Source organism: Cohnella sp. (genome assembly GCF_041641335.1).
GTDB lineage: Bacteria > Bacillota > Bacilli > Paenibacillales > Paenibacillaceae > Cohnella.
This window is the reverse complement of sequence record NZ_JBEPYQ010000011.1, coordinates 45,283-59,570: the sequence shown is the minus strand read 5'-3', so window position 1 is coordinate 59,570 and position 14,288 is coordinate 45,283. Positions and strand designations below refer to the sequence as shown.

The window sequence follows — 14,288 nt, the reverse complement described above, 5'->3', positions numbered from 1 at the left end:
AAGTTCCCTAATGGGAGCTTTGCGGCCTCGTTGCCGGAAGGCGACACTTCTTTGTGTGCGCCGGAAATGTATTTCGGTCACGACATTGTGAACCCGATTCACATTATATAAAAAACGCAATCGATATGTCAATAAACATGACACATTAAATATTTCTATAACGGATTTGCGGGAATTCAACCAACTTTATGTAACTATACTTGACATTAATGATCAGCGTAATTAAGCTGATAATATCGAAAGGCTCGACAGAGGCACAATGGCGTGCCTGAAACCGGCGACGACGCCCGCTCCCTTCTTCTGCATGGGGTGGGCTTTTTATGTTCTTTTTACGGAAGGGAGTTGGCATGCCGCATGAGCAGACCGAAGCTTGTTATGATCGGCAACGGCATGGCGGGCGTCAGATGCGTGGAAGAAATTTATGCGCTGGCGCCGGACTTATACGAGATTACGATTTTCGGAAGCGAGCCGCGCCCGAATTACAACCGGATCATGCTGTCCAAGGTGCTGCAAGGCGACGCGTCCTTGAACGATATCGTCACCCACGATTGGAATTGGTACGAGGAGAGGGGAATTCGCCTGCATGCGGGTCATCCCGTCGTCCGGATCGATGCACAATCCCGCAAGGTAGTGACGTCAACGGGAATGGCGGCGGATTACGACAAGCTGATTCTGGCGACGGGATCTTCCGCTTATATTCCGGCTTTATCCGGCGTCGGAAAGCCGGGCGTAATCGGGTTTCGCAGCGTGGACGATTGCGAGCGGATGATGGAAGCGGCGACCATCTTCAGGAAGGCGGCCGTTATCGGGGGAGGGCTGCTCGGCCTGGAGGCGGCGCGCGGGCTGCTCAACCTCGGAATGGATGTGACGGTTGTCCACAACGCGCCTTATCTAATGAATCGGCAGCTGGACGCGATGTCTTCGGAGCTGCTTCGAGCCGAGCTGGAAGATCAGGGCATGCGATTCCTGTTCAGCAAAACGACGGAGAAGATCGTTGGACGCAAGCGTGCGGAAGGAATCGCCTTCTCCGACGGTTCCCGGCTGCAGGCGGACCTGATCGTGATGGCCGTCGGCATTCGGCCGAACATCGAGCTGGCGAAGTCCGGAGGCATCTGGACGAACCGCGCGTTCGTCGTCGACGGCGGGATGGAGACGAACGTGCCGGGCGTATACGCGGTAGGAGAATGCGCCGAGCACGAGGGGACGGTGTACGGACTCGTCGCTCCGCTTTTCGAGCAGGGCAAGGTGCTGGCGAGAAAGCTGTGCGGCCTTGAGACGGAGCCGTACCGAGGATCGATTCCTTATGCCCAGCTTAAGGTGTCGGGCGTCGACGTCTTTTCCGCGGGCGGCGTGAACGAGCGGGATTCGGACACCGCGCTTCTTCAGTACGACGGCATTCGCAAAACATACAAGAAAGTGATCGCGAGAAACGGCAAAGTGTCGGGGGCGATCCTGTTCGGCGACGTAGAAGAGAGCAACTCGCTGCTGAGTCTGCTGAAGCGGGGAGCCGACGTCTCCGCGCTGGAGCGCGCCGAAGCGCGTCCGGAGAGCGGCGGACCGTCCGCGGCAGCGGCGGCGATGCCGGAGCGGGAGACAGTCTGCCAATGCAACGGGGTGACCAAGGGAGCGATCCTGGCCGCCGTTCGCGAAGAAGGACTGAGCACGGTCGAACAGGTCAGAGACCGGACGAAGGCGTCCGGCTCCTGCGGGGGCTGCAAGCCGATGGTGGCGGCGGTTCTGAAGCTGGCGCTCGGCGGAGCGGGCGGAGAGCCGGAGAGCGAGCCTCCGGTATGCGGCTGCACGAAGCTGGGGCATGCGGCGCTCAAGGAAGCGGTCGCCGAGGGAGGCTTCGCTTCGTTCGAGCTGACAGCAGCTAAGCTGGGATGGAGACGGCCCGAAGGCTGCGCGTCGTGCAGGGAAGCGGTCCGGTATTACTCGGCAGCCCCGGACGCCGGACGGCCGGTAAAGCTGTTCATCGGCGAAGGCGGAGGGGCTGAAGAAGCCGCGGCGCTCGTCGGTGCCGAGCTGGAGCGCAGATTGCCCTCTGTCCGAATGCCGGGCGACGTCCGCATCGCCGTCGATTCCGCCGTGGCCGAAGGGAGCATGCTGCTCGTGCGGGATTTCGGACTGGCCGAAGCGCCGGCAGGATGGGAAATCTACGCGGGGGGATATGCCGGACGTCCGGTAAAGCAGGCACAGCTGCTCGTCGTCGCTCAGACCGAAGAAGAGGCGGTCGAGATGGTCGTCTCCTGCCTGCACGGGTACAGGATGAACGCGTTCTACGGCGAGGCAGTGTGGCAGTGGCTGGAGCGGGAAGGACTGACGGCGGTTCGGGAGACTTTGCTGGATCCGGACGGCAGGGAATACTGGCTCAAGGGCCGGCGGCCGCAGCTCGGCGCCGCGGCTAACGCTTGAACGGGAACCGCATAAGGGGGAAGGACGATGGAAACCGGAGTCGAAAAGGGCGTTTTGGCGACGAATGCAGGGACGGGAAGCGCGCTGACGCAATGTCCGTACTGCAGCGTACAGTGCAAAATGACGGTCGAGGAGACGGCGAGTCCGTTCGGCGGACGTGCGGTCTACCGGGCGGAAGGGGCGCCGAACGCGGCTTCCGAGGGACGCTTGTGCGTCAAGGGCAAGAATGCCCATCAGCATGCGGCGAGCCGGGAGAGGCTGCTGTATCCGCTGTTGAAAACCGACGGCGGCTTCGTTCGCATCTCTTGGGACGAGGCGTATCGCGTGCTGCGAGAGCGCCTGCTCGCCGTACGGAGGATGCACGGCCCGGACGCGGTCGGCGTCTACGGGGGCGGATCGCTTACGAACGAATCCGCCTACTTGCTGGGGAAGTTCGCGAGGATTGCGCTGCGTACCCGGTATATCGACTATAACGGACGCTTCTGCATGTCGGCGGCCGCCTCGGCGGGGGTGAAGACGTTCGGCATCGACCGCGGGCTGACGAATCGGCTGTCGGAAATTCCGCATGCGGAATGCATCATCCTCGCCGGAACGAACATCGCGGAGTGTCAGCCTACGCTCATGCCCTACTTCACGAAGGCGAAAGAGAACGGCGCGCGCATCATCGTCATCGATCCGCGGACGACGGGAACGGCGGCTCTGGCGGATCTGCATCTGCGGGTCAGACCGGGTACCGACGCGGCTCTGGCGAACGGCTTGCTGAAAGTCGTGTTCGAAGAAGGGCTGACGGACGAAGCTTTCATTCGCCAGCGCACGACCGGATTCGAAGAGCTGCGGGAGCATGTCGCCAAGCTCGACCTGGAGGAGATCGCGGAGCTGACCGGCGTCGCGGCGGCCGACATTCGCCGGGCGGCGATCGCTTACGGCAAGGCGGGCACGGGCATGATTTTCACGGCGAGAGGCGTCGAACAGCACAGCGACGGACATATGGCGGTGCGCAATTTTCTTAATCTCATTCTCGCGACGGGCAAGATCGGACGGGACAGCTGCGGCTACGGCGCGGTGACCGGGCAGGGCAACGGGCAGGGAGGCCGGGAGCACGGACAGAAGGCCGACCAGCTTCCCGGCTATCGGCTGATCGAAAACCCCCGGGACCGCGAATACGTGGCCGGGGTATGGGGGATCGATCCGGCCGAGCTGCCGGGCAAGGGAGTATCCGCCTACGAGATGATGAAGCTGACGTACGACAAGGAGATTCGGGCGATGCTGATCATGGGCTCGAATCCGATCGTGTCCAATCCGAACGCGGCGCTCGTGGAGGAAGGGCTGGCCGGGCTCGATTTTCTGGCCGTGGCGGATATGTTCCTGTCGGAGACGGCGAAGCTGGCCGATCTCGTGCTCCCCGTGACGTCCTATATGGAGAACACGGGGACGATGACCAACCTGGAAGGGAGAGTGCTGCTCCGGGAAGCGGCGCGTCCCGCCCCGGGAGAATCCCGGCACGATTGGCGGATTCTGTGCGAGCTGGCGGAGGCGTTGGGCTGCGGAGACAAATTCGCGTTTCACGAGCCGGAGCAAGTGTTCGACGAGCTTCGCGCCGCGAGTCGCGGAGGGGTGGCGGATTATTACGGCATTACGTACGACAGGCTGCGAAGAGAGGAAGGCGTGTACTGGCCCTGCCCTTCTCCGGATTATCCCGGCACGAAGCGCTTGTTCGAGGACGGCTTCGCCCACGGCGACGGGCGGGCTGTATTCGTCGCGGTGGACAATCGCCCGCCGGAAGAGGAGGCGGATGAAGATTATCCGCTTCTGCTGACGAACGGCCGCTTGCTCTCTCACTACTTGACCGGAGTGCAGACGCGCCGCAGTCCCGCTCTGGCCGCCAGGGAAATCGAGAATGTTATGGAGATTCATCCCCGTACTGCCCGCAGGCACCGCATCGCCGACGGGGCGCTCGTGCAGGTGACGTCTCGCCGCGGAAGCGTCGTCGTGCGCAGCAAGGTGACCGAAGATATCCGGGAAGATACGGTGTTCGTTCCGATGCATTGGGGCGGCGCGCAGAACGTGAATCTCGTCACCAACCCCGCGCTCGATCCCTACTGCCGCATGCCGGACTTCAAGGTGAGCGCCGTGCGCGTCGTGCCTCTGGGACGCGGCGCAAGCGGATAACGGCTGGATCCGGACGGACGGGGAGCTCGTCAGCGTGCGTCTCGAGAAGCCGTTGATCTTACCCGGCATAAGCACATTCCTGGTTTTGTACAATCCCCGGTTGCATGTCTCACATACGCTGTAGGGAAGTGAGCATTATTCAACCGGGAGGTTCGAGGCATGGACATGTATCAAGCGTGCAGACAGCATATGAACCGCAGAGTCAGGATACAGACGCGCTGCGGGGAATGCTACGAAGGCGTCATCGTGAACGTGGACAGGGACAATGTGTATTTGAGGACTTCGGGGGACGCGAGAATTTCGGGCTGGTTCGGCCCTGGCTTCGGATTCGGTCCGGGTTACGGCTTCGGCCTTTTGACATTGTCGTTGTTTACGCTGCTGGCGATCTTCCTGATCTGATGCCGCCGCGGCTACCGTATGGAAAAACCTCGCATTAGCCGCAATCGGCGCGAGGTTTTTTTGACGTCTATAAGAAATCTTGCGTCTACGGATTGACAATGAGAATCATTATCAACTAATATGGTGATGAAGAAAACAAGAATAGACGACTGTCCTTGCGCTTACGCGCGGAGGCGGAGGGAGAGGAGACAGCGGCTTTGGCGGACATCGTTCTGATTTACGCGAGCTTGACGGGCAATACGGAGGAAATGGCCGACGCGATCGTCTCGGGCATTCGCTCGCAAGGCGCCGAAGTAGTCGCCAAATCGGTCGTGGACGCGAACGCTTCGGAGCTGGAACGATACGACGGCATACTGCTCGGAGCCTATACATGGGGAGACGGAGAGCTGCCCGACGAATTTCTCGATTTTTACGAGGAGATGGACGACATTAAGCTGGCCGGCCGCAAAGCGGCGGTGTTCGGTTCGTGCGATTCCTGCTATCCGGAATACGGAGCGGCGGTCGATCTGCTGATCGACAAGCTGAAGGCGACGGGAGCGGACGTCGCGTTGCCGGGCTTGAAGGTCGAACTGTCCCCTTCCGGAGAGGACGCGGAAGCCTGCCGGAGCTTCGGAAGCGAGTTCGTTAAGCTTGTTGCGGGAGGAGTATCTCAATCTTAGATGCGATTCATCGATAAGAAACAAGGAGGACCAGGCAATGGGACTGTTGTATACGATTTATCAATCCGTGCAAGACGGCCACGAACGCGAACGCGAAGCGTCGGACGTCTTAAGCGGGCAAGAGGAAGCAGCCGATATTCCCGTCTCGCTGGTGCATCTGCTGGCCAACCCGATCGGCAGAGCCGCCGGCGAGAATAAGGGAACGGCCTGATCGAAACCGGAGACTTCTCGACAGAGAGGAGATCTCCGGTTTCGACCAATCCCGTCTTCTCGTTCGGCTGCGTCGCAGATCAGATGCCGGCCCCTTGCGAGAACACCGGCTCCTCGACCGACTCGAACAAGAATGATTTCGCGATCAAGGATTGGGTTCTGAAAGCCGAGTAAAGGAAAGGCGAACAAAAGAGGAGCACCGGCGGAGGGGGTCCGCCGCGTGCTTTTTTGAACCGTCTTCGGAGCGGGACGTCCGTGCGGAGGGTCCCCCCCGCCCCCGTTCGGATGCGGCGGCAGAGGGGAAATGATATAATAGTGGGAGCGGGACATTCCCAATCGGTACGGGATTTGGGCCGGAGGGGATGCGCATGGGAAGACCGCCCATCTAACCTACCGGCACGACTTTTTACGATACCGGGCGCGCCTGGAGCAGATATACCTTCTATCAGGCGCCGGGAGCCGTTGTCTGGCGGCTCGGACCGAATTACGAATCGTCGCGGTGGCATGAGCTCGGCTGGATCATTGGGGCGCATCATCCGCACCTGATTCCCAGGGGGCTGCCCGGCGAGGGCAATCTGCTGCTGTTCGACAACGGCGGCTGGGCGGGTTACGGCTCGCCTTATAAGAACAGCCGCGGATCGAATCCCGTCGACAGGGCCTACCGGGTTCGCTACGAATGGCTGCCGCAGCTTACCCGTCCGCGAGAGAGGCCGATCGTTCCGCCGGAAATCGCAGATTGGCGGGTTCCGGGCGCCGCGGGGCGCGGACCGGAGCCGACCGTAAGGCTGAACGCCGAATCATAACATCAAGAAGGAGCTGTCTATCGTATGAAGCTGAGCGCGATTAATCGAACCGATCTTATCGCTTCCGTCATTTGTTTGGGAACCGCCGATCTGGGAGCGACCGTTCCGGAGAAGGAGTCGGAAGAGCTGCTGAACCTCTATACGGAACAGGGCGGTAACTTCGTCGATACGGCCGAAGTATACGCGAACTGGCTGCCGATCGAGCCTCACAGCAGCGAACGGGTTCTCGGGAAATGGATGAAGTCGCGGAAGAACCGCAACGAGCTTGTCGTGGCGACCAAAGGAGGGCATCCCCTGCTGGACAAGCCGGCTGTCGGACGCCTCGCTCCCGCGGACGTCACCGCCGACGTGGAAGGCAGTCTGCGCAGATTGGGCGTCGATCATATCGATCTCTATTACTTGCACAGAGACGATCCGAGCGTTCCGGTCGAGACGATCGTGGAGACGCTGGAGAAGTTCGTCCGCGAGGGCAAAATCCGGTATTACGGCTGCTCGAACTGGACGATCGAGCGCATCGAGCAGGCGAATGAGTACGCCCGCGGTCACGGGTATACCGGGTTCGTCGCCGTGCAGAATCTGTGGAATCTGGCCGAGGTCAACCCCGGCTCGATCCAGGACCCGACGCAAGTCGTCTCCGACCCCGAATTCGTCGAATGGCACCGCCGAACGGGAATCGCCGCTATTCCGTACAGCTCGCAGGCTAACGGCTTCTTCAGCGGGAGACATCGTCGGGACGCGGCGGCGGAATTTTCCGGCAGCGGAGTTGTCCGCTCCTACTACAGCGAGACGAATTTCGCCCGCCTGGAACGAGCCGAAGGACTGGCCCGCGAGCTCGGCGCCACTTCGACGCAGGTCGCGCTCGCTTACTTGCTGGCCCATCCGTTCCCCGTCTTCCCGATCATCGGCAGCAAGAAGAAGGAGCATCTGCTGGAGAGTCTGTCGGCTGCGGACGTAGCGCTGGATTATGAAGCGGCTGTCTCGCTTGTTGCCGCAGACGGCGTGAACTCATAGGGCGTTCTGATCAAAAAGGGGCTGTCCCATAACGCAGTTTACTCCTGCCTCGACGAGTACGCCAATCTGTTTCTCCCTATGCGTAAAGTCATTTCCAAGACACGCATCCATGGCAAAGTGCGCAAACGCTATGACACGGCTCGCACGCCCTTTCAACGCCTCATCGATACGGGGGTCTTGAAGCCTTCGGCCATCGCCAAGATCCAGACCATCAAGGCCTGCGCCGATCCCCTTCGTTTGCATGAACATCTCGAGAAGCTCATCCAAGATGTCCCATCGCTTTTCACACAAGTGGATAACTTTACCGGGTGACGATGCCGCCCTTAACGGTCCCCCCACCCTTAGCTTTTCATTGACTAAAGTTAGATTTTCAGATGAGTGATCCACTACCGTTCGGTTAGATTTTTATTTGAGTTGACACGAGTGCTTCCCGATAGGCTTCGCGATCAAAAGCGGACTTTCTGAACAACCCGTATAAAAATGTCTTGCCATTCCCGAACGTCCGGAGTAAAATCTTACATCAAACGGAAGGGTTTCTAGGGAGCCGGGAGCGACGGGCGCGCAGCGCCGAGCTCGCCGAACCGAGCGAAACCGGCTGCGGCCAGGGCCGCGTTACACCGCGAGGGATAAAAGACCTTCGGCAAGTTCCGCTACATGGTGGCGGGGCGGGCCGGAGGTCTTTTTTGCTTTACCAAGGCAGAGAGATGAGGGGGAGAATCGAGATGCTGGCATTGCAGACGAGGGGATTGGGCAAGACGTTTCGGGTGAAAAGAAAGGAAGCCGGTCTGTCCGGCAGCTTCCGCTCGCTGTGGAAGCCGAACTGGGAGACGAAGGAGGCCGTGCGCGGTATCGACCTGACCGTGCGGGAGGGGGAGACGGTCGCTTTCCTCGGTCCGAACGGGGCAGGCAAGTCGACGACGATCAAGATGCTGACCGGTATTCTGCATCCTTCCTTCGGAGAAGCGAAAGTGCTCGGACTGACGCCGTGGAAGGAGCGGGAGCGGCTCGCTTACCGGATCGGCGCCGTCTTTGGACAGAAATCCCAGCTGTGGTACCACCTGCCGCCGATCGACACGTTCGAGCTGATCAGCCGGATCTACGAGATGAAGCGGGACGAATACACGCGCCGCAAAGACGACTTGATCGAACGGTTCGAGCTTGGCCCGTACTTGCATACGCCGGTGCGCAAGCTGTCGCTCGGGGAGCGGATGCGCTGCGAGATCGCAGCCTCGTTCCTGCACGGTCCGAGGCTGCTGTTTATGGACGAACCGACGATCGGCCTGGACGCCGTCGTCAAGCAGCGCATCCGCGAACTGATTCGCGAGCGAAACCGCGAGGAAGGCACGACCGTGTTTCTGACCTCGCACGACGCGGGCGACGTGGAGACGCTTTGCTCGCGCGCCGTCGTCATCCATCACGGAGGCGTGCTCGTCGACGAGCCGGTCGATCGGATGAAGCGAGAGGTGCTTAGCCGCAAGATCGTGACGCTGAAGCTGGCCGGGCACGGAAGCAGGGCGGCGCTGCCGGACATCGCCGGAACCCGTTGGGAGACGGAGGAGGGCGGCTGTCGGTTGGCAGTCGATCTGAAGCGCACGACAATCGAGCGCGTGCTGAGCGAGCTGGTCGGCCGAGTTGGCTTCACGGACGTCAACGTCGAGGACCCGCCGCTCGAGGAAATCATCAAGCACATCTATGGCATGAAAGGGGAGGCGGATTAGATGGACGGCGAGAGCAAACGGTGGGCAGTCGCGGGGCGAAAGGCGGCCGCCGTCGGCAGAATCGCGTTCCGCCACCAGCTGGCGTACAAGACGGACTTCGCGATGCGCGGCTTCTTCCTGCTCTTCATTCTGTTCGTCTTCATTCAGCTCTGGTCCGCCGCTTACGAAGGGGATTTCTCCAAGTCGATCTCCGGCTTCACGCTGAAGCAGATCGTCTGGTATCTCGTCTTCACCGAGGCACTGACGCTGGCGGCTCCGCCGCTGTGTTCCCGCATCGAGGAGGAAGTGAAAAACGGCGATGTCGCGATTCGGCTGATTCGGCCGCAATCTTACGCGGGCTACCACTTCTCCGTCTTCGCGTCCGAGGCGTTGACCCGCTTCGTTGTCCATCTGGCGATCGGCAGCGCCATCGCCTGGCCGTTCGTCGGACCTCCCTCTTTCGGCTACGGCTGGCTCGGATTGCTGGCGCTCAGCGCGGGGGCGCTGACGGTGACGTTCCTGCTGCTGATGATCGTCGGACTGTGCGCCTTCTGGGTCGAGGAGACGAGCGGGCTGTACTTCGTCCTGCAAAAGCTGCAATTCACGATCGGGGGCATGCTACTGCCGATCGACCTGATGCCGGAATGGCTGCAGCGCGTATGCGCCTGGCTGCCGTTCCAGGCGGCGCTCTACTTCCCGGCGAGAATGGGCGTGCATTTCGATTCGACGCTGCTCGTCAAGCAGCTGGCGATCCAGATCGGCTGGATCGTCCTGCTGGGGCTGGCCGTAAGCCGAATGTACCGGAGAGGAGTGAAGAAGCTGCATGTCAACGGCGGATAAACTCATGGCGAACGCCCGTTACGTATGGACCTGCTGGAAGGTCAATCTGGCGGCGGCGATGGAATACCGGCTCAGCTTCTTGCTGCTGGCCGGGATGATGTTCGTGAACAACGCGATCTGGCTGTTTTTCTGGAGCTTGTTTTTCGGCCGGTTTCCGGTCGTGCAGGGATGGGAGCTTCACGACGTGATGCTGCTGTGGGCGGTCAGCACGGGAGGGTTCGGCTGGGCGGCGGTGCTGTTCGGCAACTTCCCGCGGATCGCGGGCATCGTGGCGACGGGGCATCTGGACGTCTATCTGTCTCAGCCGAGGCCGGTGCTGCTGAGCGTGCTCGTCAGCCGCAGCTCGGTGACCGCGGCGGGGGACTTTCTGTTCGGAATCGCCGTCTACCTGATGGTCGGGGATACGTCGCTCCGGGGCATGCTGCTGTTCGCGCTCGGGCTGCTGATCAGCGGCATGCTGTTCATCGCGGTGATGGTCGTGGCCGGATGCTCGGCCTTCTGGATCGGCAACGCGGAAGGAATGACGCAACAACTGTTCAACAGCTTCATCGCCTTGACGACGTACCCGTCCGACATCTTCCGGGGGTTCGTGAAGCTGGCGCTGTTCTCGCTCGTGCCGGCCGGCTTTATCAGCTACTTGCCAATCGGCCTGCTGCGCGACTTCGACCCGCTGTTCGCGGTCGGCGCGGTGACCGCCGCCTGCGGATTAACGCTCGCGGGGACGCTGCTCTTCCGCAGAGGGCTGCGCAGATACGCTTCGGGCAATACGATTGCGATGCGGAGCTGAGGAAAGATCAGCCATCGGGCGGCTCGCACGAGCCGGCTCAAGCCAGCAGAATCCGCGCGGGGTGAGTGTACAAGTTCATCGAGTCCGAACGGATAAAGCCGACGCAAGTGAGGCCGAGGTCGTCGGCCAGGCGCAGCGCCAGATCGGTCGGAGCCGACTTGGACAGCACGATCGGGCAGCCGATCTTGGCCGCCTTCAGCACGACCTCGGAGGAGAGCCGGCCGCTGAAGGCGAGAACGCGGTCTTGAGCGGACAGCCGGTTGCGCAGACAGTGGCCGAACAGCTTGTCGAGGGCGTTGTGCCGGCCGATGTCCGCGCGGGCGGCCATGCCGCCGGCTTCGTCGAACAGCGCGGCGTTGTGGACGCCGCCGGTTAGACGGAAGCTGTCGGAACTTAGCTGCAGTCGGTTCATCAGCTCGAAACAGCGTTCCACCGGGATCGCGGTTCCTCCCGAGATCGTTCTGGCCGTGCGGGCGTCGTTCTGAAAATAAAATTGCCGGCTCTTGCCGCAGCAGGAGCCGATGATCCGCTTAGAATGCAGTTCTTTGGCGGTCGATTGGGGCCGCACCAGCTCGACGTAAGCGAAGCCGCGCTCCTCGTCCAGCGACCAGCTGCGGATGTCCGCAATCCCTCGGATGACGCCTTCGGAGGCGAGGAAGCCGACGACGAGGTCGGCGAGATCGTCCGGCGAGCAGACGAGCGTCGCGAATTCCTCGCCGTCCAGACGGATCGTCAGCGGAAATTCCGTCGCGATCTCGTCCTCCGTTTCTACTGTCTGCCCGGCGTTCAGCCTGATCGTCGTCCAAGCGATGGTCGGGCTGCGTCCGCTCGGGCCGTTAGCTTTCACCGGCTCTTCCGTCATCCGGGCACCTCCAGCTCCAACTCCTCGATTCGCTTCTCGACGAAGCGGGTATCCTTCAGCGCATGATACGTCTCCGCCTTCTCCACGATGACCGCGGCGTTATATTCCGGTATACCGGCATGCGGCTCGTATACGCTTCTGGGCATCAGCACGTTGCCTTCGGGCCAGTACAGCTCGATGTTCCCGCGCACGATGTCCGCCACCCGCGCCCGCCCGTGGAAAACGCCGCAGCGATTGTACGCGACGACGGCGTCGCCGTCCCACAGCTCCAGCGCGGCGGCATCCTGCCGATTCATCAGCACGTCGTAGCGGTCCGCCCCGTTGAACGGATCGGTCTCCCCGTACACCATCGAATTAAACTGCTTGCCCCGGCGCGTCGTGGCATAGAAGCGGCCTTCCGGCTTGCGAAGCTCCGGCAGCTCGATCGGCAGCAGCCGGCCCTTGCCGTCCTCAGTCGGACAGACGCCGCCCTCGCACAGCCATGCGCCGCCCCATTGGAAGACGTCGCCCTGCTTGGACAGATGCTGGATGCCGTCGTAGTTGGGCGCTGCCCTCGCGATTTCCGCCCGGATGCTCGCGGCGTCCCGGAACGCGACGGCCTCGCTTCCTTCGGGCTTCACCCGCGCCGCCAGCTCTCCGTAGATCGCCCATTCTGCACGTGCCTCCGGCATTCGCGGTCCGCGAATTTCCGGCGAGAAGTACACCATGCGCTCCGTGGACGTCGACGTGCCGCCTCCCGGCTGCTCGTAGCGCGTCATCGCCGGCAGCACCCACACTTCATCCCGCGCGTCGGCGAGCGTCGACGTGTTGAGCACGATGTCCTGATGGACGCGCACGTCAACGTTTTCCAAACAGCGCCGGACGAAATCCGGTTCCGGCATCGTCTCCAGGAAGTTGCCGCCCGACGTGTAAAACAGCTTCAGCTTGCGCTCGTGATCGTCCGGCAGCAGCGCGTTCTCCAGCGAGACGCCGACGATGTCGCCCTGCCACTTCGGCAGCTCGAAGCCCCACAGCCGCTCGATCCGCTCGATGTCCCGGCCGGCGAACTCTCCGCCAGGCAGGCTGAACGGATCGGCGCCCATCTCGCCGGAGCCCTGAACGCCGCTATGACCGCGGATCGGCATGACGCCGCAGCGCTCGCGTCCGAGGAAGCCGCGCAGCAGCGCCAGGTTGGCGACCTGCGAGATGTTGTCGGTGCCGAAGCGGTGCTGCGTCAGCCCCATGCTCCAGACGAACACGCCGGAGCCGGAAGACGCCAGCAGTCTGGCAAAGTCGCCGATCCGGCCCCGCGTCAAACCCGAGGAACGCTCGATCGCGTCCCAGCTCTGGAGCTCGATATGTCCCTTGAGCTCTTCGTAGCCGACGGCGTGCTCGCGCACGAATGTATGGTCGATCGCCGATCCCGGCGACGTCGCTTCCATTTCGAACCACGTCTTCATGATCCCGTTCATCAAGGCGATGTCCCCGCCGATGTTGACCTGATAGAAGTCGTCGGCCAGCTTGGTGCCGAACAGCGCGGATTCCGGAATCGACGGAATCCAGTAGCCCTCCATTGCGGGCTCGCGGTACGGATTGACGACGACGATCTTCGTTCCGGCGCGCTTGGCCGCGTACATGTACTTCGTCGATACCGGCTGGTTGTTCGCGGCGACGCTGCCCCAGAAGACGATCACGTCGGAGCCGATCCAATCCTTGTAGTTGCAGCTTGACGCGCCGATGCCGAGCGAGCGCTTAAGCGCCGTTTTGGACGGAGAGTGGCAGATGCGCGATGCATTGTCGATATTGTTCGTGCCGATATATCTAACCGCCTTGGCCGCGGCGTAATAGGATTCGTTCGTGATGCCCCGGGCGGTCAGGTAGAAGGCAAGCTGCTTCGGATCGACGCCGCGGATTTTGCCCGCGATCCGGTCCAGCGCCTCGTCCCAGGAAGCCCGGCGGAAGGCGCGTTCCCCGTTCCGTCTGACGAGCGGGTACGGGATGCGCCCGAGCTTGCGAAGCTGAGCGCTGTCCAGCCGTCTCAGCTCGTCGATATCGGCGTGCAGCGTCCCGGGCTCGATCGCCGGCATCGTGTTCAGGCGGAGCACGTTCAGCCTCGTCGTGCACAGATGCGGGCCGGTCAGCGTCTGGTCGTACAGGCCCGCCACTCCCAGCGCGCACCCGTCGCACACGCCCTGAGTCAGAATCCGGTAGGCGTAAGGGAGGTTATCGCGATTGTCCCATACTACCTTCATCGTATCGCGAATATGCTTAGGCTTTATTTTTCCCAGTCCGAACGGTACTTTGCTTACCCACAGCTTGGGGTTTGGTTTTCCCGGAAGCTTCGTCCTGCCCGTATGCTTGGTCGTTCCCATAACGTCTCCCCTTTGCAGGTGCGCCTGCGCGGCTTAGGGCCGATTCAGCTTCATCTTATCAAGAAAACGCATACAACGGCAATCG

General features: G+C 61.7%; 12 protein-coding genes and 1 pseudogene. 11 read left to right on the top strand and 2 right to left on the bottom strand.

Annotated features, from left to right (window positions below):
* The first annotated feature begins 354 nt into the window (after positions 1-354).
* The 11 genes and pseudogenes from nirB to ACESLM_RS05325 all read left to right on the top strand — a co-directional run bounded on the left by nirB (position 355) and on the right by ACESLM_RS05325 (position 10,990).
* Positions 355-2,415, top strand: a complete 2,061-nt coding sequence (gene nirB, locus ACESLM_RS05375; protein ID WP_372630401.1) for a nitrite reductase large subunit NirB — start codon at positions 355-357, stop codon at positions 2,413-2,415.
* A gap of 27 nt (positions 2,416-2,442) precedes the next feature.
* Positions 2,443-4,584 (top strand): assimilatory nitrate reductase catalytic subunit NasC, encoded by a 2,142-nt coding sequence (nasC, locus tag ACESLM_RS05370; protein WP_372630400.1) that lies wholly within the window; start codon positions 2,443-2,445, stop codon positions 4,582-4,584.
* Between the two features lie 159 nt (positions 4,585-4,743).
* Positions 4,744-4,983, top strand: a complete 240-nt coding sequence (locus tag ACESLM_RS05365) for a hypothetical protein (protein ID WP_372630398.1) — start codon at positions 4,744-4,746, stop codon at positions 4,981-4,983.
* A gap of 197 nt (positions 4,984-5,180) precedes the next feature.
* Positions 5,181-5,642, top strand: a complete 462-nt coding sequence (locus ACESLM_RS05360; RefSeq protein WP_372630396.1) for a flavodoxin — start codon at positions 5,181-5,183, stop codon at positions 5,640-5,642.
* A 37-nt stretch (positions 5,643-5,679) separates the two neighbouring features.
* Positions 5,680-5,853: a hypothetical protein gene (locus tag ACESLM_RS05355; protein WP_372630394.1), complete on the top strand. Its 174-nt coding sequence runs from the start codon at positions 5,680-5,682 to the stop codon at positions 5,851-5,853.
* Between the two features lie 454 nt (positions 5,854-6,307).
* Positions 6,308-6,634: pseudogene (locus tag ACESLM_RS05350) on the top strand (hypothetical protein); the annotation flags it as partial.
* A 45-nt stretch (positions 6,635-6,679) separates the two neighbouring features.
* Positions 6,680-7,666, top strand: a complete 987-nt coding sequence (locus ACESLM_RS05345) for an aldo/keto reductase (protein WP_372630392.1) — start codon at positions 6,680-6,682, stop codon at positions 7,664-7,666.
* A 78-nt stretch (positions 7,667-7,744) separates the two neighbouring features.
* Entirely contained in the window at positions 7,745-7,978 is a 234-nt protein-coding gene (locus ACESLM_RS05340; RefSeq protein WP_372630390.1) for a hypothetical protein, read from the top strand.
* A 410-nt stretch (positions 7,979-8,388) separates the two neighbouring features.
* A complete protein-coding gene (locus ACESLM_RS05335; RefSeq protein WP_372630388.1) occupies positions 8,389-9,384 on the top strand; it encodes an ABC transporter ATP-binding protein in 996 nt (331 codons plus the stop codon).
* The gene (locus ACESLM_RS05330; protein WP_372630386.1) at positions 9,385-10,203 is read left to right on the top strand and encodes an ABC transporter permease; all 819 of its coding nucleotides are present in this window, start codon (positions 9,385-9,387) and stop codon (positions 10,201-10,203) included.
* Positions 10,187-10,990: an ABC transporter permease gene (locus ACESLM_RS05325; protein WP_372630384.1), complete on the top strand. Its 804-nt coding sequence runs from the start codon at positions 10,187-10,189 to the stop codon at positions 10,988-10,990. Before ACESLM_RS05330 ends, ACESLM_RS05325 begins: the two co-directional genes overlap by 17 nt.
* Positions 10,991-11,027: 37 nt before the next feature.
* Here ACESLM_RS05325 and fdhD read toward each other — a convergent pair whose 3' ends face one another.
* Positions 11,028-11,852, bottom strand: coding sequence for a formate dehydrogenase accessory sulfurtransferase FdhD (fdhD, locus tag ACESLM_RS05320; protein WP_372630382.1), 825 nt, complete (start codon positions 11,850-11,852; stop codon positions 11,028-11,030).
* Complete coding sequence (locus ACESLM_RS05315; RefSeq protein ID WP_372630380.1) at positions 11,849-14,203, bottom strand: FdhF/YdeP family oxidoreductase; 2,355 nt, start codon at positions 14,201-14,203, stop codon at positions 11,849-11,851. Before ACESLM_RS05315 ends, fdhD begins: the two co-directional genes overlap by 4 nt.
* Positions 14,204-14,288: the final 85 nt, after the last annotated feature.